Raw genomic sequence first — 20,392 nt, 5'->3', positions numbered from 1 at the left:
CTAGCCCAGTCTTAGGGCAGTCTTAAGGCTGCTTCAGCCGCTGCCTTGCGCTACATCAGTGCCTTGATCTGGGGCAAGTCGACAATCATCTGCATGCAAAACAAAGACGAGATTGACCCTTTTGCGGGCCTGAACCAAGCTCAGGCTGCGCAGCGTTTGCTGGAGGATGGCCCCAACGAGCTCAGCCCGCCGAAGAAGCGCACGGTCTGGCATATCTTGGCCGATTTGGCGCGCGAACCTATGCTGCAACTGCTGCTGGCGGCGGGCGCCATCTACCTGCTGCTGGGCGACCGGGGCGAGGCCTTGATGCTGCTGGCCTTTGTGCTGCTGACGGTGATCATCAGCGTCAGCCAGGAGCAGCGCACCGAGCGCGTGCTGGAAGCGCTGCGCGACCTGACCAGCCCGCGCGCGCTGGTGATTCGTGACGGCCAGCTTGAGCGTATTGCCGGCCGGGAGGTGGTGCGTGGTGACCTGCTCGTGCTGACCGAGGGCGACCGCGTGGCCGCCGACGCGCTGCTGTTGGAGGCGAATGACTTGCAATGCGATGAGTCGCTGCTGAGCGGCGAGTCCTTGCCGCTGTCTAAGCGGGCGCCGCCGGGCCCCTCCGACGCCGAGGAGCACCGCGTCTTCGCCGGCGCCTTGGTGGTGGGCGGCCAAGGGCGGGCGCGGGTCACGGCCACCGGGCCGCGCAGCGAGATGGGCCGCATTGGCAAGTCGCTGGCCGAGATCGAGGCGCCGCCAACGCCGCTGCATCAGCAAACGAGGCGCTTGGTCAAGCTGTTCTCGGTCTTGGGCCTGAGCCTGAGTGCCGCGCTGGTGCTGATTTATGGCTTGCTGCGGGGCGACTGGTTGGCGGGCCTGCTGGCGGGCATCACGCTGGCGATGTCTATGCTGCCGCAGGAGTTCTTGCTGATCCTGACGGTCTTCATGGCCATGGGCGCTTGGCGCTTGTCGCGCCAGCGCGTGCTGAGTCGGCGCGCCGCGACGATTGAAACGTTGGGCGCAGCCACCGTGCTGTGCACCGACAAGACCGGCACGCTGACCGTCAACAAGATGGCGGTGGCCGAGTTGACCCTCGCTGCTGGTGCAGATGCGACAAGCGCCGGCGAATCGTCAACTTGGCAAGCGGATGAGCCGGCCTTGCCCGCGTCCTTCCATCTGCTGCTCGAATACGCCGTGCTGGCCAGCGAGCGTGATCCCTTTGACCCGATGGAGAAGGCCTTGGTGGAGCTGGGCCAAGCTCAGCTGCCGGCCACCGCGCAGCATCCGAGCTGGACCCTGCAGCATGAATATGCGCTTAGCCCCGAACTGCCGGCGATGACCCATGTGTGGCGCCGTGACGATGTTGCTGGTGGCGAGGGCGAGGGCGTCGGCTTTGTGGTGGCGATCAAGGGTGGAGTTGAGGCGGTGCTGGGGCTGTGCCGCTGCAGCGACGCACAAACCCAGGCCTTGTTGCGGCAGACCGAGGCGATGGCCGCGCGCGGGCTGCGGGTCTTGGCCGTCGCCCGTTCCACTTGGCCCCATCACTGGCCGGCTGTGCCTTGGCCCGCCGATCCAGTCGGTTTTGACTTCGAATTGCTGGGCCTGACCGCCTTTGCCGACCCGCTGCGTCCCGAGGTGCCGGCGGCGATTGCCGAATGCCGCGCTGCGGGTATCCGGGTCTTGATGGTCACCGGCGACCACCCTGCCACCGCCTTGGCCATCGCCGCGCAGGCCGGTCTCGCCAGCAGTCCGGCCGCGCTGACCGGGGTCGAGATGGGCGCATTGAGTGCCGCTGAACTGGACCGTCAGCTGCAGGCCACGCAGGTGTTCGCCCGCATCAAGCCGGCGCAAAAACTCGCCTTGGTGGAAGCGTTGAAAGCGCAGGGCGAGGTGGTGGCGATGACCGGCGACGGTGTCAACGACGCGCCTTCGCTGAAGGCCGCCCATATCGGCATCGCCATGGGCGGGCGCGGCACCGATGTGGCGCGCGAAGCGTCCAGCTTGGTGTTGCTCGACGATAACTTCGCCGCCATCGTGCAAGCAGTGCGCCTGGGGCGGCGAATTTTTGACAATCTTCGCAAGGCGATGGCCTTTGTGCTGGCGGTGCATGTGCCGATCGCCGGCCTGTCTTTGCTCCCGCTGCTCTTGGGCTGGCCGCTGATCCTGTCACCGGTGCACATTGCCTTTTTGGAGTTGCTGATCGACCCGGTTTGCTCGATCGTGTTCGAGGCCGAGCCCGAAGAGGCCGGTGTGATGGCGCGCCCGCCGCGCGACCCGGCAGCGCCCTTGTTCTCCAAAGGCTTGCTGGCCTGGAGCTTTTTGCAAGGCGGCCTGATTTTGCTGGCGGTGGGCGGCTGGTTTGCCGCTTTGCTGTCTTACGGCGTGGCCCCCGAGCCCGCGCGTGCCTTGGCCTTTGTGGCCCTGGTGGCTTGTGACATCGCTTTGATCCTGGCCAACCGCAGCTACAGCGGCCCGCTGCTCGCGGGCTGGCTGCGGCCTAACCGGATGTTGGGGTGGATGGTGGCGGCAACAGCGGCCTTGCTGGCGCTGGCCCTGGGTCTGGCGCCCCTGCGCGAGGTGTTCAAGTTCGAGTTGCCACCGACCGAGTTGTTGGCCGCCTCCTTGCTGCTGGGCGGCGTGGTCTTGCTCTTGCTGGAGGGGCTGAAGCGCCTGTTCTTGAATCGTCCTTAGGCGACCACATTGAGCCGATTGCCCGAGCTTGCAGAAGGAGGCGAGGGCTTGGGCGGAGGAGGTGGAGCGGGGGCCTGCGCTTGCGCAGCTGCCTGCTTGGCCTGGGCCTGGCGGGCCGCGTTGGATTTTTGTGCGGCAGCATTGGCCTGTACTTGGGCCTGTTGCTGCTGTTGATTGGCTTGAGATGCGGGCGAAATCGGCTTGCTCATGAACTACTCCTCGCTGCGGATGTGGATCTGGCCGAAGGCGATTGTGGGCCTAGACCCAGCGGCCAGCAAGAGCGGGCCAGAGCCCGTGCTGGCCTAAAAGGCGCAGAAGTGAACAGTAAACGACATCTTGTCGTGCTGAAACCGCGTCTGAACGCTGCGTTACGGCACACTCTGAGTTGAAGGCGAGGTTCTAAGCCGCAGATCGAGGCCAAAGAGGCGATATGCAACAGCAGCGACGTAAATTGATGATGGGGCTTGGCTTGGGGCTGATGTCCCGGCGCCCCCTCGCCGCGCCGCAAAGCAGGCCGCGCCTGCGCGTCTTGGCCTGGCCGGGTTATGCAGAGCCCGAGGTCATCAAGAGCTTTGAGCAAAGCAGCGGTGCCAGCGTCGAGTTGACGCTGATCGATTCCGACCTCGATCTGTGGCAGAAGATGAATGCCAAGCAGGGTGCGAATTTCGATGTCTTCGCCGTCAATACCGCCGAGCTGCAGCGCTATATTGGCCAAGGTTTGGTGGCGCCGATTGAGCGCGGCTTGATCCCGAATCTGGCCTTGCAGTTGCCGCGCTTTCGTCAAGCGGCGGCCATCCCGGGCTTGAACGCGGGCCAGGATGTGCTGGGCGTGCCCTTTGCTTTTGCCGAGATGGGGCTGATCTATGACCGCCGGCAGCTGCAGCGGGCTCCGGACAGCATTTCTGCGCTGTGGGACCCCGGCTTGTCGCGCCGGGTCGTCGCCTACAACGGCGGCACGCATAATTTTTCCTTGGCGGCGCAGGCCCTGAATCTGCCGGTGCCCTTCCGGCTGAGCGACAAGGACTGGGCGCCGGCGGTGGATCGCTTGATCGCACTGCGGCGCAATGCGGCGGGCTTTTACACCCAGCCGGAAGAATCGGTGGCCCTGTTCAAGAGCCGCCAGGCGGCGCTGATGTTCGCCAATTTCGGCCGTCAACAATTGCTGCTGCTCAAGGCGGCGGGCGTGGACGCGGCCTACGTCATTCCCAAAGAAGGCGCGCTGGCCTGGCTGGACTGCTGGGTCATCAGTCGGGCCGCCCAGCAAAATTCCCCCTTGGCCCATGCTTGGATCAATCATTTGCTGGGCGAGTCGGCCAGCCAGCTGCTGAGCAGCCGCCAGGGCCTGGGCAATACGACGCAAGAAACGCCCGACTATCCAGCAGGTGACAAGCTGATCTGGCTGCAGACGGTGGAAAACGAAGCGCGCCGCAATCATCTCTGGCACCGCATCCTGTCGGGCGACCGGGCGGCCAAGGTGTTGGCGCCATGAAGTACGGCATCGCCTTCAAGCTGGGCGTGCTGCTGGCGGTGGTGGGCGTGGTGGCGGCCGGCATGAGTGGCTTCTATGCCTATCAAGCCAGCCGCGATATCTTGCTCAAGTCGGCCCGCCAAGAGTTGCTGACCTCGACCCGTGTGCTGGCGCGGCGCATCACGCTGAGCCGCGAGGAGATCAGCCGCAATTTGCAAGTGCTGGCCACTCATCCGGCCGCGCTGCAGGCCTTGCGAGCTGCTGATGCGGGCCCAGCGGCAGATCAAGCGGCGGATCAAATGGCGACCCTGTTCGCCCAGCTGATGCGGGCCAACCCCTCCTACTTTCAGCTGCGCCTGATCGCTGCCAGTGACTATGGCTTGGAGCGAGTGCGGGTCGACAGTGCTCAATCCGGCTTGCTGCGTGTCAGCGGCGATGCGCTGCAGGAGAAGGGGCATTTTGAGTATGTGGCTGACACCTTGAAGCTGGACACCGGTGAAACCTATCTGTCACGGGTCAGCATCAATCATGAGTTAGGCCCTAATGCCGGGCAGGAGCAGCCGACCTTGCAATTGGCGATGCCGGTCAGGGCCGAAGGCGCAGACAAGGCGCTGGGCTTGATCGTCGTCAACATCGATTTGAAAGGCATGTTCGCACTGCTGCAAGCCGACCTGCCAACGGGGTACCAGGTTTTTTTGGTCAATGGCGAAGGCGACATCTTGATTCATCCGGATGCCAGCAAGACCTTCGGCTTCGACCGCGGCCAGCGGGCCTTGATACAAGACGAAATGCCGCAAACGGCCGAGGTCGTCAGCGGCAAAGTCAATGCCGCGGTGTTCGAGACCGCAGGCAAGGACGCTGACTATCCGCCGAGGGTGGCGGCCTTTATCGGCCAGCCCATCAAGGTGCGCTCGAACGAGAGCCGCATGGTGCTGGGCGTTGCGCAACCGCTGGCCGATGTCTTGAGCCGCAGCCAGCCCCTGGCGCAACAGCTGCTGCAGATCGTCTCCTTGTTGTGCTTGTTGTGTCTATTCCTGGCGGTAGGCTTGGCGCGCGCGATCACGCGGCCCATTAACGCCGTCAGCGCGGCGGCGCAGCGCTTTGCCGAGGGCCAGCCTTCGGGGCCTTTGCCGCTGGCGCGTAAGGATGAAATTGGCAGCCTGGCGCGCAGTTTTGCGCGCATGCAGGCGCAGATTACCGAGCAATTGGCCGACCTGCTGCACAAGCAGGAGGCGCTGGAGCATCTGGCCCAGCATGACATGCTGACCGGACTGCCGAACCGACGTCTATTGGAAGAGCGGCTGGACGCAGCCATCGCCAACGCGCGGCGCCACGGTGGCGGCATCAGTGTGCTGTTCATCGACCTGGATCGCTTCAAGCAGCTGAACGACCGCTATGGCCATGACGCCGGGGATGCCGTGCTGAAAATCATCGCGGGCCGCCTGCAAGGGATGATGCGCGAGGTCGACACGGTGGCACGCCTGGGCGGCGACGAGTTCGTGGTGCTGCTGGACACGCAGACCGGCGAGGAGCATGTGCTGGGCATCGCCGACAAGCTTTTGAACGGGCTGACCGCGCCAATTTCCTATCAAGGGCAGGAGCTCAGCCTGGGGGCCAGCATAGGCATTGGCCGCTATCCGCAGGACGGCCAGACGCGCATCGAGATCATGGCCAAGGCCGACAAGGCCATGTATGAGGCCAAGGTGGTCGGGCAGGGCGGCGTGCGTTTTTACTCGGGCGCGCAGTAGCTGCTCAAGCGACCGGGCATGTCAGGCCAGGCTGCGCTTAAAGGCCAGTGCGGCGTCGGTGCTCAGGTGCCGCAAGATGCCTTGCTCACGGGCGCCCCAGGCTTGACCATGAGCGAGGTCCAGCACCAACACGCCGGGGATGGCGTCGTCGCCGACCATGGGCGCGAAAACCCGCGTCAGGCCCGAGGCCAGCGGCTGTTGCCGCTCCGACCAATCGCGGCTGCAAGCCGCGCAGGGGTGGCTGGGATCATCCAGCGCCACGCTCAGCGCGAGATCCTCATGCTCGCCCTTGGATGATTCGCCCAGGCGCAGCGCGCGGCCGGCGGGGTCGGGCCGGTAGCTGGCCAAGAGCTCAACGCCCAGCACCGAGCGTAGCGCGCGGCCCAGGGCGGTGAAGATCATGCCGGGGCTGGGCTGGCGCCACAGCTCGCGGCTCAGGACTACCAACTGCTGCAAGTCCTCATGCGCCGTCTGCAGCTTGTTCATCCGAGTCTCCTTGGCATGCGCCAAGGCCCGGGCATGTTGGCGTTCATTGCGGGCGATTTCGATCTGTTGCCGTGCATGTTTGGCGGAGATATTCCAGCTGTTTTGGCGCGCAATGGCGGCCCGCCTGGCCATGGCATAGGCCTCTTGCGGGCGAGCGGCTTGGTCGAGGGCTTCGGCGGCGGCGTCCAAGAGGCTGGGCGGCACCTGGAAGCCTTCCAGTGCTTGCGCTTGCTCCAGCGCCAGATTCAGCCAGTTGAGCACCGCCTCGGGCGTGCCGCCGCTGCGCTTTTCGATTTCCGCCAGCAGCTGGCGCAGCTCCACCAGGCTTGATTTTTGTTGCTGCACGGCAGCGGCCTTGGCTGCTTCCAGCGCAACCTCGCGGGCTTCGTCCAGCCGGTTCAGATGCATCAGCGCCCGCGCTCGGCCCAAGACCACGTTGTTGCGCATGTCCGAGGCATGGGCCTGCATTTCACGCTCGCCCAGCATTTCAAAATGCTGCAGCGCGACCTCGAAATGGCCCTCATCCAGCTCGGTCTGGCCGAGGTAGTTGAGCGCCAGCATCGAGGTGTGGCTGTTCGGGTGTTGAGACAGTGTTTGCAAACACTCGCGCAACAGCTCGCGCGCGGAGCCGGTCTGGCCGACTCGCCGCAGCGCCTCGCCGGTGTGGGCCAGACACATGCCGATCGAGCCCGGCCAGCGCACCTTGCGCGCCAGGGCCAGGCCTTTCTTCAGCCATGCCAAGGCGGTCTCAAAGTCGGCAATCTGGGTGTAGGTGTAGCCCTGATTGGAGGCCACGGCGATGGCGCGGCGCACCTGGCCCGACTCGAGGCTGGCTTCATAGGCCAGGTTCAGCCAGCGAGCAGCTTCCAGATAGTCGGATGCAAGGCCATGCTCAAGCGCCCGGTAGTCGGCCAAGGCCGCGCTGCACTGCGGGCTGAGGCCGTCGACCTTGTGCGGTAGCTGCTCCGACCAGGTGATGCGGGCCAGTTCGAAATCCCGGAACAGGTCCGACCTGGCCAGGCTGGCGCGGTAGTAGAGCTGGCGCTCGCTGTCCTGTGCCTGATCGGCCAGGTCGACCGCGTTCTGCATCGCCTCGCGGTGCGCGTCGACTTCGCCCCGGTCGACATGCATGCTGGCGCGCAGGCTTTGCAAATCGGCCTGGGCGCTCGCATTCGGGTAGGCCGCAAACTCGGCCTGCGCCTTGGCCAGCAGCGGCTCGGCTTCGTCCAGGCGCATGGTCAAAATCGCCACCTCGGCCTGGATCAGGAACAGGCGCCCGCGCATATGGCTCAGCGCCGCTGGGTCGACAAAAGCGACCTGCTCCGCCTCCTGCTCCAGCTCCGCTTGCAGCCCGTTGGCCAGGCTCAGCGCCTGCGGGCTATTGAGCTGGCGCAGCCCCCAAGCGACGTACAGCCTGGAGTTCCAGTCCGCGCGCTCGTTCAGCAGTTCGCCAGCCGCCAGCACATCGTGCTCCAGCGGGAACAAAGTGAACTCATTTGCTAATGCCATCGAAGCCACCCTGAGGTTCAGAAACTGCTGTCCCAAACGCCCGCTTCGGGCGCAGGGAAGCAAATTAACACAAAGCCGGCCGGCTCAGTCGCCGGAATTGGCGCAGCGGATAGCTTGACCGGCCTGCCAAGCCGGCGTTTGGGACGCGATCTTGAAAATCGCCGCCGGCCAGGCACTGAGCTGGGCGCCCGCATCGGCTGCTATCCTCATCATGGGCCTACCTGGCCATGGCCTAGACCAAGCTGTGATTCGCCATGCTTGGCCAGTCTTGAGCGCAAAGAGTCGAACGCAAACAAGGGTTGAAGATGATGAAACAAATGGCCTTGAGCTGGGTCTTGCTCTGCAGCGTCGGCTTGGCCGGCGCCGCCGAAGAAGTGAAATTCCGCACCAGCTTCAACAGCAGCGGCACGGTGCTGCGCAATATCGTCAATGAAGCCTGCATTGACGGCATCGTCTATCTGGTCTTCCAGAGTCAGAGCAGCAACGCTACGCTGCCGAACGTGACGACCGCCGTGACGCCCAAGCTGCAGGAAAACGGCAGGCCCGTGACCTGTACGGCGGAGCAGAACTTGCGCAAGTAGGCTTCGCCTTCGGGTCTAGCGAGCAGCAGTTCTCGGCAAGGTCAATTTGCCGCTGCTGCTGAAGCGCACGCTGCCAAACAGGCCTCCGGCCAGCTTGCCGCTGACGGTGTAAGGCATTTCGCCCCGCTCCGCCGCATCGCTCATGCCCATCGCTTGGCGCACGGCGGCAAAGGCGGATACCGTCAAAGGCACTTCCAGCAAGGTCTCGCCGAAACGCGGCACCACGCCTTTTTGATCGCTGACGCCGCTGGCCAAGCTCTTGCCGTTGAGTTCGAGCTCCAGCGCCACGCCGTCAAACTCGACCGCCGCATCGTTTGGGTTTTGCACCCGCAGCTTGACCAGAAAGCGCAGCTCCAGTCCCTCGCCCTGCAGGGGCTCCAGCCCCGCCACCGTCACCTTCAAGGCGTCCCGCTGCCCCAGCGAGGCGCAGCCCACCAGGGCCAAAGGCAGCAGGCCGAGCGTGAGACCGCGCAAGAGGCTGCGCCGCGCCGATGAAGTCTTGATCGCAGCCATGCTTCAGCCCCAGACCTTAAGCAGCCAATGGTTCAGCTCGGTCACCTCTTCCATGCACATCGAGTGCTCCATCGGGTATTCATGCCAGGCGACCTTGTAGCCCAGCGCCGTCAGTGTGTCTCGCGCATGGATGCCGCGCGCCATCGTCACCATCGCGTCTTGGCGACCATGGGCCATGAAGATGGGCACCAGAGCATTGGCATCATGGCGCTCGGCTGCGGTGCTGGCAGCCAGCGGCAGATAGCCCGACATGGCCACCAAGCCGCCCAAGCGCTCGGGGTAGCGCAGGCCGGCCAGCAGCGTCATCGCGCAGCCTTGCGAGAAACCGGCCAGCACGATGCGGTGGGCGGGTACGCCGCGCTCGCGTTCGATGTCGATCAGGGCATGCACCTCGCGGATCGAATCTCGCAAACCCGCCTCGTCTTCGCGACGCTGCAGCTCCATGCCGTAGAGGTCGTACCAGGCACGCATGCGGTAGCCGTTGTTGAGGGTGATGGGTCGCTCGGTCGCGCGCGGCAGCACAAAGCGCACCGGGCCAACCGCCGACAAATCGAGCGCATCGCACATGGGAATGAAGTCGGCGCCATCGGCGCCCAGGCCGTGCAGCACGATCATGCTGGCGCTGGCTTTGGCGGGGGCTTGGACGGCGGGGCAGAGTTCTATGGTTTGGAGCTTCATGGTGAGTTGATGCGGCCCGTGTTGGGGGCGTGAATGTTGATCGCGGGAGGGCTGGGCTTGGGCGTGATGGTAGCGGCTGGCGTGCTCGCTCGGGTTGTCTCGCCTTGTTGCGACCCTGCATCTGTGTCAGCATGGCGCCCCAATGGGCGGAGCACTTGCCCGGCTAAAGCTGGGCAAAGCAAAACGGGGGGGCGAGAATGAAAGTTTGGCGGGCCGTGACATCTGCAGTTCTGAGCCTCTGGCTCGGGGCGGTTCAGGCTTTTGACGGCCCAGTCAAGCTTTGTTTTGAGGACAGCTCGGTCTACCCGTGGATCACCGGCGACGACAAGGGCCTGGCCCTGCTGCAGTTGACGCTGGTCGAAAAAGAGCTGGGCCTGAAGATCGAATACAGCCGCCTGCCCTGGCGGCGCTGCCTGCTGGAGGTCCAGACCGGCCGCATTCACGCCGCGATTGCGGCCAGCTACAACAGCGAGCGTGCCAGCTGGGGCAGCTACCCGCTCAATGTGGACGGCAGCCTCAACCGTGAGCAGCGCATGCACACGGACAGCTTCCATGTGTTCAGGCGCATTGACAGCCCGGTGCGCTGGCTCAATCAGCGTTTTGAAAACATCGCGGGGCAGCCGGTCGGCGTGCAACTGGGCTATAGCGTGGGGCGCAATATCGAGGAGCTGGGCTACCCGGTCAAGAGCGCCCGCAGCGCCGAAGACCTGCTGCGCATGTTGGAGGTCGGCGTCTTGCAGGTCGTGGTCTTGCAGCGTTATGAGGCGCAGCGGCTGCTGAAAGCCAGGCCCGAGCTGCACACGCTGCTGGTGGAAGACGGCCCGCCGGTCAAGGTGGCCGATCAATACCTGTTGTTCAATGGCCAGTTCCATGCCGGCAACGAGGCGCTGGTGAAATCAGTCTGGGCGGCGATCGAGCGTGCACGCAAGAGCAAAAAGTATCAGGAAGAAGAGGCCCTGATGCTGGGGGCCGAGGTCCGCGCCAAATAGGTCATCGTCATCGTTTGCCCTGCGGTGCGAACTGCGCCAGGGCCACGCCGCTCAGCGTGATGGCCGCGCCGAGCAGCTTGATTGCGCCGAACTGCTCGCCGGTGCTGGCCCAGGCGGCCAGGCCGGCTATGGGAGGCATCAAATAGATCAAGGGCGCGGTGCGCGCCACGCCGCGCTGGGCGTTGACCCAACCCCAGGCCAGCCAGGTGATGAAGCCGATGCAGACAATCGCCCAGGCCGCACCCAGCCAGAGCAGCGGCGACACAGCGGCCCAGTCCACGCGCGCCGCCTTGGGTCCGGCATAGATCAAGACCGGCAGCGTCGCGGCCAGGCTGGCATAACACATGACCAGGACGGCGCCGAGGCGCTCGATCAGCGGCTTGGCGGCGACCGTGTAATAACTGAACATCGCAGCGGCCAGCAGCAGCACGGCGTCGCCGCCGCCGGCGCGCCAGTTGGCAGCCAGCAGCTTGTCTGACATGAACAGCAAGGCGCCGGCCGCCGCCACCGCGATACCCAAGAGCTGCGCGCGCTGCAGGCGCTCGACCCCATAGGCGCGCAGGATCAATAAGGTGAACACCGGCCCGCAGGCCAGCAAGACCGAGCTCGAAAACGGCGTCGAAAAGTGGATGCCGTAGCTGCTCAGAGCCAGGTGCAGGCCTTGGCCCAGCAGCCCTAAGCGCGCCAGGGCCCAGGCATCGCGACGCGAGACGCGTGGCCAGTGCAGGCCATATCGTTCCAAGAGCAGGCCCGTCACAAGCAGCGGCATCAGGGCAAAGCGCAGGAACAAAAAGCCTTCCGGCTGCATGGCCGTCAACAGCGCTTTTTGAAGCGGGAAGTTCAGGCCCCAGGCGATCACGATGGCCAAGCCGACGGCCAGGCTGTGCGGGGACGAAGGGCTGGGTTTGATGTTATTGGCGCTGGGCATGGCGGCATCTTGCCTGATGCCGCCCTAACCCTATATTGGCACCGCTACCGACGCCGCTACCTTTCGCGTCGCAGCGTGCCCATCATATTGTCGGCGCGGCCCAGCATGAAGACGCTGTAGACCCCATTGCTCACCAGCGGCAAGGCCGAGATCGAATAGGCCGCCGTGCTGCTGGCGCTGGAGTTGACGCTCAGCAGCGAGCTGGTGCTGGATGACAACAAGGCGGGCGTCGAGCTGCTGCCTGGCAGCACATTGGCCGCGATGGCGCTGTAGTCGACCGACAGCGTGAGCCCCGAGTTCAGATTGCTGACCGCATTGACCAGCCGCATCTTGACCGCGCCGGCCGTGGCGGCCAGTCGGTTGTCGTCGCTCAGCACGGTCAGCTGCGGCGCGGCGCTGTCGCCCCAGACCAGCAGCGTGTAGTCGCCGCCGGCCTTGAGATTTGGCGGCGCCAGGCTCATTGGGTTGCCGTTGACGTTCACGCTCAAGCTGCTTGAGCCGGCGGCGCTGTTTTGATATTCACCAATGGCCGGCGAGGCGGCATTGCTGATCAAGCTGGCGCCATTGAGTTGCGCCGTGACGCGGGCACCGTCGCCAAAGGCGCTGATCACTCGGGCACGCACATTGCCGTTGAGGAAACTGCTGGACTGTGCTTTTTGTTGCAGCAAGATGCCGTTGACCAAAATGCCGCCTTCATTGGAGGTGACGATCAGCGACGCCACATCGGTAGAGGCCAAGCTGATGGAAGGAATGTCCAGGCGCACCTCCTCCTTCTTGCCGGCCGTGGTGACGCGCAGGCGGTAGCTGCCGCTGTTGATGGTGTTGAAGCCGCTGGTCAGACCGCCGGCAATATTGCTGGCGATGGCGGCCTCGTTGTCCAGGCTGTCACCGATCACGGACAGATAGAAGTCCAAGGCGCCCGAATCGGGCGCCAGATTCATCACCAGGAGCTTGGCTTTGCCGCTGTCGGCGGCGGTTTGGTCTTCTTGCAGCATGCTGGTGTGGACGGCGCCGGCCCAGCCGTAGGCGATCATGGTGTAGTTGCTGCCCTTGTTCAGCGAAGGCGAGAGGCTGGCCACCGTGGTGCCGATACCGGTCGTCTGGATCTGGCTGCTGGTCGTCCCGGTATCAACGCTGGCATAGGCGCCCACCGAGCCGTAAGCCACATCGGCATTGACGCTCTTGTCGTTGACGCTCAAGGCCAGGCCGGCATAGCTGCGCGTGGCATTGAGCAGGCGAATATTGGCGTTGTTATCGCCCGAGCCACTGCCGCCGCCACATGCGCTCAGCAGTAAGCCGGCGCAGGTCAGCGTCAGCAGGCCCCATTTTTTTAGGGATAGAAGGTTGGATCGCATCGAGAAAACTCCGTTGAAAGGTGCTGCGCGATTGGGCTTGAGCTCTGTTGCTGAGGCGTGTGGCCACATTGCGGGCGGGTGAAGTCTTGTTGCTGGGGCACTTAGGGCGAGCTCCCCAATGCAGGGCAAACCTGCTCTTTTCGGGCGGGCCCGACTGCTAGCATCGACCACCCTCTTACCGGGTGTCACCGAGCCTCCTCATGAGCTACCCCCATTTGCTTGAACCGCTGGACCTGGGCTTCACGACCCTGAAGAACCGGGTGCTGATGGGCAGCATGCATACCGGGCTTGAGGATGGGCGTAAGCATTTCGAGCGCATGGCTGCGTTTTTTGCCGAGCGGGCACGCGGCGAGGTCGGGCTGATCGTCACCGGCGGCTATGCGCCCAATATCGAGGGCTGGGCCAAGCCCTTTGCCGGCACGCTGGCGACCGGCGGCGCGGCCAAGCGTCATCAAACCATCACCCGGGCCGTGCATGCCGAAGGCGGCAAGATCGCTTTGCAGATCCTGCACACCGGCCGCTATGGCTACCAGCCGTTTTGCGTGGCGCCCTCGCGAATCAAGTCGCCGATCACGCCCTTCACACCGCGCGAGTTGAGTGCACGCGGCATCGAGCGGCAGATCCGCGCCTTTGTCCGCTGCGCCGTGCTGGCGCGCGAGGCCGGCTATGACGGCGTCGAGGTGATGGGCTCGGAAGGCTACTTCATCAATCAGTTTTTGGTCACTCACACCAATCAACGCTCCGACGCTTGGGGCGGCAGTTACGCGAACCGGATGCGGCTGCCGCTGGAAATCCTCACGCGCATGCGCGAGGCGGTCGGGCCAGACTTCATCATCATCTACCGGCTCTCGATGCTGGACCTGATCCCCAAGGGCAGCAGCTGGGAAGAGGTGCTGGAGCTGGCGCGCGGCGTCGTCAAAGCCGGTGCCACCATCATCAACAGCGGCATCGGCTGGCATGAGGCGCGCGTGCCGACCATTGCGACCTCGGTGCCGCGCGCCGGCTTTGCCTGGGTGACCAAGAAGCTGCGTGATCAGCTGCGCCTGGAGGGCATCAATATCCCGCTGATCACCAGCAACCGCATCAACACGCCGGAGGTGGCCGAAGGCGTGTTGGCCGACGGCTCGGCCGATATGGTCAGCATGGCGCGGCCGTTTCTGGCCGACCCCGAGTTTGTCAAGAAAGCGCGCGAGAACCGCGCCGATGAGATCAACACCTGCATCGCCTGCAACCAGGCCTGCCTGGACCACGCCTTCGAGCAGAAGATTGCCAGCTGCCTGGTCAACCCCAGAGCGGCTTTTGAGCAGGAGATTCGCGTCATCCCGCTCGCCAAGAGCCAACAGGCGCGCAAGAAGATCGCCGTCGTAGGCGCCGGCCCGGCCGGCTTGGCGGCGGCCACTATGCTGGCCGAACGTGGCCATGAGGTGCATCTGTTTGATGGTGCCGCTGAAATAGGCGGGCAGTTCAATATGGCGCGGCAGATCCCCGGCAAAGAGGAGTTCGCCGAGACGCTGCGTTACTTCCGCCGCCGCATCGAGATCACTGGCGTGCACTTGCATCTGCAGCAGCGTGTGGCCGCCGATACCTTGCTGAGCTTTGACGAGGTCTTGTTGGCGACCGGCGTGACGCCGCGTGATCCGCGCATCAAAGGGCAGGCCGAAGGCGAAGCGCGGGGTCAGGTCTTGACTTACATCGACGTGCTGCGTCACAAAAAGCCGGTCGGCCCACGCGTGGCCATCGTCGGCGCCGGCGGCATCGGCTTTGATGTGGCCGAGTATCTGGCCGAGCAGGGCGTTGAAGCGGGCCACTCCGTGACCTTGGATCCCGCCGCTTGGCGGCGTGAATGGGGCGTCGGTGACCCCAGCTTTGCGCGCGCCGGCGTGGTGACGCCCGAGCCCGCCAGCCCGGCCCGCATCATCTCCTTGCTGCAGCGCAAGCAAGGCAAAGTCGGGGCGGGGCTGGGCAAGACCACCGGCTGGATACACCGCGCGGCGCTGAAGAGCAAGCAGGTCGAGATGCTGGCCGGTGTCAACTACGAAGAAATCACCGACGAGGGCCTGTGGATCAGCTATGACAAGGGTCATGTTGATAAGCAGCTGATAGCCTGCGACAGCATCATCTTGTGCGCCGGCCAGGTGCCCTTGCGCGAGCTGGAAGCGCCCTTGCGTGCGGCAGGCGCACGCGTGCATTTGCTGGGCGGTGCCTTCGAGGCCGGCGAATTGGACGCCAAGCGTGCAATATTGCAGGGAACCCAGCTTGGCTGCCTGCTGTAAACCCTAGCCGGGCTCAAGCTGGCCCCGACACTACCGAAACGACGAGAACGAGGGGACACCCTGCGCTGCGAGGTCAGCCGGGTGAACTTGGAAATCTACAAATGCAAGGCGCTGCAGGGGGGTGGCTTAAAAAGCTGCATCTGAAATGCCTGAGCAAAAAATGTTTTGGTAGCCGATGAGTCAACTTTTTCAACGCTTGATGGGGGTTTTGCTCGCCTGCGCTGCCTGCGCGGCGAGCGCAGGCGACGCCGTGATCAGCGGAGCCGGTCCCGACTTGCGCGACCCGGTTTTCTGGCTGATCGCCTTCAGCCTGCTAGGCGCCGTGGCCATGGGCCTGGTGCTGGCGCTGGTGCATTCGCAGCGCTTGCGCTTGCGGCAGCGGCGTAGCGAGTTGGCGCGGGTGCGGCGCGAGCGCAGCAAGCTCAGCGCGCTGCTCAATGCCATCCCCGACCCGGTTTACTTCAAGGATGCGAATGGCGCTTACGAGGGTTGCAATCCGGCCTTCGAGCGCTGCACAGGCCTGTTGGAAGCGCAGCTGATCGGCCGTCGTGATGATCAAGTTGACCAACGCCCGGCCTGGAGCGACGCTTTGGCCGGGGCCGGCGGGGCCACCCAACGCACGCTGGCCTGGGTGACGCAGCCGGACGGCGAACGCGCTTGCCTGGATGTGGCGCAGGCCCTGGTGTTCGACGAGGGGCTGTGCCTGGGGCAGATCGGCGTCGCTCGCGACGTGACCGCCCTGCGCGAGGTGACGACCAAGCTGCACCGGGCGGTGACCGTGTTCGAGCATTGCGGCGAAGGCATCATGATGATGGATGCCGATCTGCTGATTCGCGACGTCAACCCGGCCTTGAGCGCGATCACCGGCTACAGCTGCGATGAGTTGCTGGGCACCATGCCGAATTACCTGCAACTCGGCGAGCAGGGCGCGGAGCTGCTGAAGGAGCTGTGGGCCGATGTCGGCTCCAAGGGCAAGTGGAGCGGTGAGTTGGTCGATCGCCACAAGGACGGCAGCTGTGTGCCGCTGTGGGTGACCATCGTCTGCGTGCCGGCGCACGAGCAGGGCGGCGAGCCGCATTTCTTGGCGGTGCTGACCGACATCTCGCGCATCAAGCAGACCGAGGCCGAGTTGCTGCACCAAAAGCTGCATGACCGGCTGACCGGCTTGCCCAACCTCGCCTTGCTGCGGGACCGGATCGAGCGCCAGGTCGGCTTGGCCGAGCGCGACCAGACCCGTGTGGCGGTGCTCTATGTGGATCTGGACGGCTTCCGTGAGGTCAACGACATTGCCGGCCACACCGCCGGCGATGCGGTGTTGAAAGAAGCGGCGGCGCGCTTTGTCAATGTGGTGCGGGCCAGCGACTCGGTGGCGCGGGTCGGTGCGGATGAGTTTGTTGTCGTGCTGTCCGGCCTGGTCGATGAAGAAACGGCGATGCGGCTCGGCGAGCGTTTGATCGATGCGATGCGCGAGCCTATTTTTGACGGCCAAACCGACATCAGCAAGCGCTTCAATCTGGGTGCCAGCATTGGCCTCGCGCTGTATCCGACCGACGGCGTGACGGTGGATGATTTGCTGCGCAACTCCGAGGCGGCGATGGTGCGCGCCAAGGCCCATGCCCGCAATAGCGTGCAAGCCTATCGGCCGGAGCTGACGCAGGCAGTCAAGCAGCGCTTTGAGCTGACCCATGCCTTGCGCCACGCCAATGAGGCGGCGCAGTTCCGTCTGGAATATCAGCCGCAGGTGCGGCTTTCGGACGGCGCGCTGATCGGCGCCGAGGCACTGCTGCGCTGGCGCCACCCGACGCGGGGGCCGATCTCGCCGCTGGAGTTCATCCCGCTGGCCGAAGAGACCGGGCTGATCATCCCGATTGGCCGCTGGGTGCTGGAGACCGCTTGCGCCCAGGCCGCGCGCTGGCAAGGTGTGGCGGGCAAGCCTCAACAAGTGGCGGTCAATGTGTCGGCGCGCCAGCTGCGTCAGGCCGATTTCATCCAGACCGTGGATTTCGTTTTGGCCGAGACCGGCTGCCCCGCCCATGCGCTGGAACTCGAAGTGACCGAGAGCCTGCTTCTGGAAGATGCTGAGGGCGCGATCGAGCTGCTCGGCGCCTTGAAGTCGCGCGGCGTGCGGGTGGCGATCGATGACTTCGGCACCGGCTATTCCTCGCTGTCCTATCTGCGCCGCATGCCGGTCAACACGCTCAAGATCGACCGCAGCTTTGTGTCGGAGTTGGGTCAGGACGCCAACGTCGCGGCGATCGCCCGCACCGTCATCGTGCTGGCACGCAGTCTGCAGCTGGACGTATTGGCCGAGGGCGTCGAGACGGCCGAGCAGGCCGCCTGGCTGCAGCGCGAAGGGTGCGACTGGGCGCAGGGTTGGCATTTCGGCCGGCCGATGCCGGCGGAGGACTTCGTCGTTGTTCAGCAGGTCTTGCCGGTGGGTCCGAAGCTGGCGGTGGTGAAGCGGTTGCAGCTGGCTTGATTTCATGGCCTTGTCATACGGCTCTGGCAGGCTGGCGAAATGACTAGCAAAACACCCCAGCAAGAAGTCTCGGCCGCCGAAGAGCATGCCGAGTTCATGCAGCGCATGCAGGCGGATCTGATCGACAGCTACGACGAAGAGCTGGAGATGGAGATCGATGACCGCGCCTTTGACGAGACCGGCCGTGGCGTCTTCAGCGCCGAGCAGCGGACCCAGCGCCGCGCCTACTTCAAAGAGCTGTTCCGCTTGCAGGGCGAGCTGGTCAAGCTGCAAGACTGGGTGGTGGCGACCAAGCACAAGGCGGTGATCATTTTTGAAGGCCGCGACGCGGCCGGCAAGGGCGGCGTCATCAAGCGCATCACCCAACGCCTGAACCCGCGCGTGTGCCGCGTGGCCGCGCTGCCGGCGCCGAACGACCGCGAGCGCACGCAGTGGTACTTTCAGCGCTATATCTCGCACCTGCCGGCCGGCGGCGAGATCGTTTTGTTTGATCGCAGCTGGTACAACCGCGCCGGGGTCGAGCGGGTGATGGGTTTTTGCTCGGACGACGAGTACGAGGAATTCTTCCGCTCGGTGCCCGAGTTCGAAAAGATGCTGGTGCGCGCCGGCATCCAAGTCATCAAATACTGGTTCTCGATCACCGACGAGGAGCAGCACACGCGCTTCTTGGGCCGAATCCATGACCCGCTCAAGCAGTGGAAGCTCAGCCCTATGGATCTGGAGTCGCGCCGCCGCTGGGAGGACTACACCAAGGTCAAAGAGACCATGATGGAGCGCACCCATATCGAGGAAGCGCCTTGGTGGGTGGTGCAGGCGGTCGACAAGAAGAAGGCGCGGCTGAACTGCATGGCGCATTTGCTCGCGCAGATGCCGTATCACGAGGTCGAGCATGCGCCGGTGACCTTGCCGCCGCGCGAGCGCCATGAGGACTATGCGCGCCAGCCGGTACCGCCGGAAATGGTGGTTCCCGAGATTTATTGAACGGATTGCCACGAGCGCTTGTCATCTTGTGCCGCTAGCATGGCGGGATGTCCTTTCTCAGCGTACCTTCCGTTTCCATCTCCCCGTTTTGGGCTTTGCTGACTCGCCTTGGCGAAATTCAAATTCTGCTGCCCTTGGCGCTGCTGTGCGCCTTGTGGCTGTGGCGCCAGTCTGTTCTGAGCCAAACGCCCGAACAGTCGCGCCTGGCCCGCCGCTGGATGGGCTGCTTGGGCGTGGCCATAGGGCTGACCGCCGCCAGCAAGCTGGCCTTTTTCGGCTGGGGTTGGGGTGTTGCGGCCTGGGATTTCACCGGCATTTCCGGTCATGCGATGGCTTCCGCCGCGGTGCTGCCGCTCTTGGCCTGGTGTGCCTTGTTGGGGTGTTCCCAGCGACTGCGCCGGCTCGGCCTGGCCTCGGGCTTTGCGCTGGCGGCTTTGATTGCCTACTCCAGACTCAAGGTGGGCGCCCACTCACCTTCCGAGGCCTTGGCCGGTTTTATGGTCGGGGGCCTGGCCAGTTTGCTCAGCCTGCAGCTGCTGCCGCAAGCGCAGCCCGTCAATGCGCGGCCGCTCTGGCTGCCGGTCGGCCTGCTGAGCGCCTTGCTCTTGTTGCCGGTCGGCGCGCCCAAATCGCGCAGTCATGATTGGGTGATTCAGCTCTCGCTGCAGCTGTCTGGGCGTACTCAGCCCTTTGTGCGTGGCGATCGGCACCGGCTCAGACCTGCCCCACTCAATGCAAGGACAGCGCGCTATCCAGCACCCGCACCCAAAGTTGCAACAGAATCGGGTCCGATTCCTCGGTAACCCGCAAGCCTTGGTTGAGCTCGAAACTGGAATCAAAGTAGCCGCAGCCGCCGCTTGATGGTTCGGGGCTCACAAACTCCAGGCTGGCAGCCTGATTTGCGTTTGAAGGGGCACCTGTAAAGCGCGCTGAAGCGCGGGCTGAGGCGAAGCTAGTGGTAGCGAGACTTGGGGCGGCCTGGACTTGCATTTTTGGACTCCGTATCCTTGGACTGAGGTGCGGGAAGGAACTGGCTATTCAGTGCAGCAATATTCGGCGCTGGCCGGCGTCATTCCTATCCGCCTGAGGGCGGATTCGGTACCCCCCAAGGGGGTAAGTGTTTACCCTGGGGTTTGCGTCGACCGGAGGGGGGGGCTCAGAACGGCAGCGCCGTTGTGTTCTTGACTTCTTCCATCACCGCATAGGTGCGCGTCTCGCGCACGCCCGGCAGCGTCCAGATCACGCTGCCTATGAACTCCCGGTAGGCGCCCATATCGGAGACCCGCGTCTTCAGCAGGTAGTCAAAGCCGCCGGCCACCAGATGGCACTCCAGTATTTCGGGCCGAGCTTGTACGGCGGCCTTGAAGTTATCCATCACGTCTTGTACCGTGCGATCCAGCAAGATCTCGATGAAGACCAGCATCGCGGCGCCGAGCTTTTCCGGGTTCAGCCGGGCCTCGTAGCCAAGGATGTAGTTGTCGCGGGTCAGGCGTTTGACGCGCTCCAGCACGGCGGTCGGTGACAGGTGCACGGCCTCGGCCAATTTCAGGTTGGAGATGCGGCCATCGCTTTGCAGCACACGAAGGATGCGGGCGTCGATCTTGTCGAGTGGGGTTTCCGGGGTCATGCAGTATTTTCAACTACAGATGGGTGAATCATCTGAATTTAATTCAGCTGATTCATTCATATAGTTCGGCCCTTCACTAGAAATAACCGATTGAGGCTTTCGCC

At 64.2% G+C, this 20,392-nt stretch carries 17 protein-coding genes; 9 read left to right on the top strand and 8 right to left on the bottom strand.

Translation table 11 applies throughout. From position 1 onward, the window contains the following. Positions 1-93: 93 nt before the first annotated feature. Positions 94-2,673, top strand: coding sequence for a cation-translocating P-type ATPase (locus LNV08_RS04810; protein WP_263532534.1), 2,580 nt, complete (start codon positions 94-96; stop codon positions 2,671-2,673). On the opposite strand, the gene LNV08_RS04805 is transcribed toward LNV08_RS04810, so the two are convergent. Next, on the bottom strand, positions 2,670-2,882 hold the full coding sequence (locus tag LNV08_RS04805; RefSeq protein ID WP_263532533.1) for a hypothetical protein: 213 nt from the start codon (positions 2,880-2,882) through the stop codon (positions 2,670-2,672). The two genes, LNV08_RS04810 and LNV08_RS04805, sit on opposite strands and share 4 nt — an antisense overlap. Before the next feature lie 221 nt (positions 2,883-3,103). Here LNV08_RS04805 and LNV08_RS04800 point away from each other — a divergent pair, with 221 nt between their 5' ends. Both LNV08_RS04800 and LNV08_RS04795 read left to right on the top strand, forming a co-directional pair. Further along, entirely contained in the window at positions 3,104-4,162 is a 1,059-nt protein-coding gene (locus LNV08_RS04800; protein WP_263532532.1) for an extracellular solute-binding protein, read from the top strand. Beyond that, positions 4,159-5,889 carry a diguanylate cyclase domain-containing protein gene (locus LNV08_RS04795; protein WP_263532531.1) on the top strand — a complete coding sequence of 577 codons (1,731 nt, stop codon included), beginning with the start codon at positions 4,159-4,161 and terminating at the stop codon, positions 5,887-5,889. The genes LNV08_RS04800 and LNV08_RS04795 overlap by 4 nt, the downstream gene beginning before the upstream one ends. A gap of 21 nt (positions 5,890-5,910) precedes the next feature. On the opposite strand, the gene LNV08_RS04790 is transcribed toward LNV08_RS04795, so the two are convergent. Beyond that, a complete protein-coding gene (locus LNV08_RS04790) occupies positions 5,911-7,884 on the bottom strand; it encodes a hypothetical protein (protein WP_263532530.1) in 1,974 nt (657 codons plus the stop codon). Positions 7,885-7,968: 84 nt separating this feature from the next. Further along, the gene (locus LNV08_RS04785; RefSeq protein WP_263532529.1) at positions 7,969-8,097 is read right to left on the bottom strand and encodes a hypothetical protein; all 129 of its coding nucleotides are present in this window, start codon (positions 8,095-8,097) and stop codon (positions 7,969-7,971) included. Positions 8,098-8,189: 92 nt separating this feature from the next. Here LNV08_RS04785 and LNV08_RS04780 point away from each other — a divergent pair, with 92 nt between their 5' ends. Continuing rightward, complete coding sequence (locus LNV08_RS04780) at positions 8,190-8,465, top strand: hypothetical protein (protein ID WP_263532528.1); 276 nt, start codon at positions 8,190-8,192, stop codon at positions 8,463-8,465. Positions 8,466-8,480: 15 nt separating this feature from the next. On the opposite strand, the gene LNV08_RS04775 is transcribed toward LNV08_RS04780, so the two are convergent. Together LNV08_RS04775 and LNV08_RS04770 are read right to left on the bottom strand one after the other, a co-directional pair. After that, complete coding sequence (locus LNV08_RS04775) at positions 8,481-8,978, bottom strand: LEA type 2 family protein (protein ID WP_263532527.1); 498 nt, start codon at positions 8,976-8,978, stop codon at positions 8,481-8,483. Between the two features lie 3 nt (positions 8,979-8,981). After that, positions 8,982-9,656, bottom strand: coding sequence for an alpha/beta hydrolase (locus LNV08_RS04770; RefSeq protein ID WP_263532526.1), 675 nt, complete (start codon positions 9,654-9,656; stop codon positions 8,982-8,984). Positions 9,657-9,871: 215 nt separating this feature from the next. Between LNV08_RS04770 and LNV08_RS04765 the strand changes: the two genes are divergently transcribed. Further along, positions 9,872-10,645: a substrate-binding periplasmic protein gene (locus LNV08_RS04765; protein WP_263532525.1), complete on the top strand. Its 774-nt coding sequence runs from the start codon at positions 9,872-9,874 to the stop codon at positions 10,643-10,645. Positions 10,646-10,652: 7 nt separating this feature from the next. On the opposite strand, the gene LNV08_RS04760 is transcribed toward LNV08_RS04765, so the two are convergent. Both LNV08_RS04760 and LNV08_RS04755 read right to left on the bottom strand, forming a co-directional pair. Further along, a complete protein-coding gene (locus tag LNV08_RS04760) occupies positions 10,653-11,573 on the bottom strand; it encodes a DMT family transporter (protein WP_263532524.1) in 921 nt (306 codons plus the stop codon). A 56-nt stretch (positions 11,574-11,629) separates the two neighbouring features. Beyond that, complete coding sequence (locus LNV08_RS04755) at positions 11,630-12,928, bottom strand: DUF4397 domain-containing protein (protein ID WP_263532523.1); 1,299 nt, start codon at positions 12,926-12,928, stop codon at positions 11,630-11,632. 200 nt (positions 12,929-13,128) lie between these two features. On the opposite strand from LNV08_RS04755, the gene LNV08_RS04750 reads away from it, so the two are divergent. From LNV08_RS04750 to LNV08_RS04735, 4 genes are all read left to right on the top strand, one after another. After that, positions 13,129-15,201, top strand: a complete 2,073-nt coding sequence (locus LNV08_RS04750; RefSeq protein ID WP_263532522.1) for an FAD-dependent oxidoreductase — start codon at positions 13,129-13,131, stop codon at positions 15,199-15,201. Positions 15,202-15,376: 175 nt separating this feature from the next. Continuing rightward, positions 15,377-17,680, top strand: coding sequence for a putative bifunctional diguanylate cyclase/phosphodiesterase (locus tag LNV08_RS04745; RefSeq protein WP_263532521.1), 2,304 nt, complete (start codon positions 15,377-15,379; stop codon positions 17,678-17,680). Positions 17,681-17,776: 96 nt separating this feature from the next. After that, on the top strand, positions 17,777-18,661 hold the full coding sequence (gene ppk2, locus LNV08_RS04740; RefSeq protein ID WP_409993961.1) for a polyphosphate kinase 2: 885 nt from the start codon (positions 17,777-17,779) through the stop codon (positions 18,659-18,661). A gap of 47 nt (positions 18,662-18,708) precedes the next feature. Continuing rightward, positions 18,709-19,464 carry a phosphatase PAP2 family protein gene (locus LNV08_RS04735; protein WP_263532519.1) on the top strand — a complete coding sequence of 252 codons (756 nt, stop codon included), beginning with the start codon at positions 18,709-18,711 and terminating at the stop codon, positions 19,462-19,464. Between the two features lie 353 nt (positions 19,465-19,817). Here LNV08_RS04735 and LNV08_RS04730 read toward each other — a convergent pair whose 3' ends face one another. Beyond that, positions 19,818-20,288: an Lrp/AsnC ligand binding domain-containing protein gene (locus LNV08_RS04730; protein ID WP_263532518.1), complete on the bottom strand. Its 471-nt coding sequence runs from the start codon at positions 20,286-20,288 to the stop codon at positions 19,818-19,820. Positions 20,289-20,392: the final 104 nt, after the last annotated feature.

The sequence above is a fragment of the Paucibacter sp. TC2R-5 genome (assembly GCF_025717605.1).
In the GTDB taxonomy this organism is placed as follows: Bacteria; Pseudomonadota; Gammaproteobacteria; order Burkholderiales; family Burkholderiaceae_C; genus Paucibacter_A; species Paucibacter_A albus.
Note: the sequence above shows the minus strand (reverse complement) of the source record. Positions and strands in the feature narration are given on the sequence as shown.

Bases quoted from the DNA above. Each gene is read 5' to 3' on its own strand.
- LNV08_RS04810 (WP_263532534.1), top strand. From the start codon at position 94: ATGCAAAACAAAGACGAGATTGACCCTTTTGCGGGCCTGAACCAAGCT.
- LNV08_RS04805 (WP_263532533.1), bottom strand. From the start codon at position 2,882: ATGAGCAAGCCGATTTCGCCCGCATCTCAAGCCAATCAACAGCAGCAA.
- LNV08_RS04800 (WP_263532532.1), top strand. From the start codon at position 3,104: ATGCAACAGCAGCGACGTAAATTGATGATGGGGCTTGGCTTGGGGCTG.
- LNV08_RS04795 (WP_263532531.1), top strand. From the start codon at position 4,159: ATGAAGTACGGCATCGCCTTCAAGCTGGGCGTGCTGCTGGCGGTGGTG.
- LNV08_RS04790 (WP_263532530.1), bottom strand. From the start codon at position 7,884: ATGGCATTAGCAAATGAGTTCACTTTGTTCCCGCTGGAGCACGATGTG.
- LNV08_RS04785 (WP_263532529.1), bottom strand. From the start codon at position 8,097: ATGATGAGGATAGCAGCCGATGCGGGCGCCCAGCTCAGTGCCTGGCCG.
- LNV08_RS04780 (WP_263532528.1), top strand. From the start codon at position 8,190: ATGATGAAACAAATGGCCTTGAGCTGGGTCTTGCTCTGCAGCGTCGGC.
- LNV08_RS04775 (WP_263532527.1), bottom strand. From the start codon at position 8,978: ATGGCTGCGATCAAGACTTCATCGGCGCGGCGCAGCCTCTTGCGCGGT.
- LNV08_RS04770 (WP_263532526.1), bottom strand. From the start codon at position 9,656: ATGAAGCTCCAAACCATAGAACTCTGCCCCGCCGTCCAAGCCCCCGCC.
- LNV08_RS04760 (WP_263532524.1), bottom strand. From the start codon at position 11,573: ATGCCCAGCGCCAATAACATCAAACCCAGCCCTTCGTCCCCGCACAGC.
- LNV08_RS04755 (WP_263532523.1), bottom strand. From the start codon at position 12,928: ATGCGATCCAACCTTCTATCCCTAAAAAAATGGGGCCTGCTGACGCTG.
- LNV08_RS04750 (WP_263532522.1), top strand. From the start codon at position 13,129: ATGAGCTACCCCCATTTGCTTGAACCGCTGGACCTGGGCTTCACGACC.
- LNV08_RS04745 (WP_263532521.1), top strand. From the start codon at position 15,377: ATGAGTCAACTTTTTCAACGCTTGATGGGGGTTTTGCTCGCCTGCGCT.
- ppk2 (WP_409993961.1), top strand. From the start codon at position 17,777: ATGCAGCGCATGCAGGCGGATCTGATCGACAGCTACGACGAAGAGCTG.
- LNV08_RS04735 (WP_263532519.1), top strand. From the start codon at position 18,709: ATGTCCTTTCTCAGCGTACCTTCCGTTTCCATCTCCCCGTTTTGGGCT.
- LNV08_RS04730 (WP_263532518.1), bottom strand. From the start codon at position 20,288: ATGACCCCGGAAACCCCACTCGACAAGATCGACGCCCGCATCCTTCGT.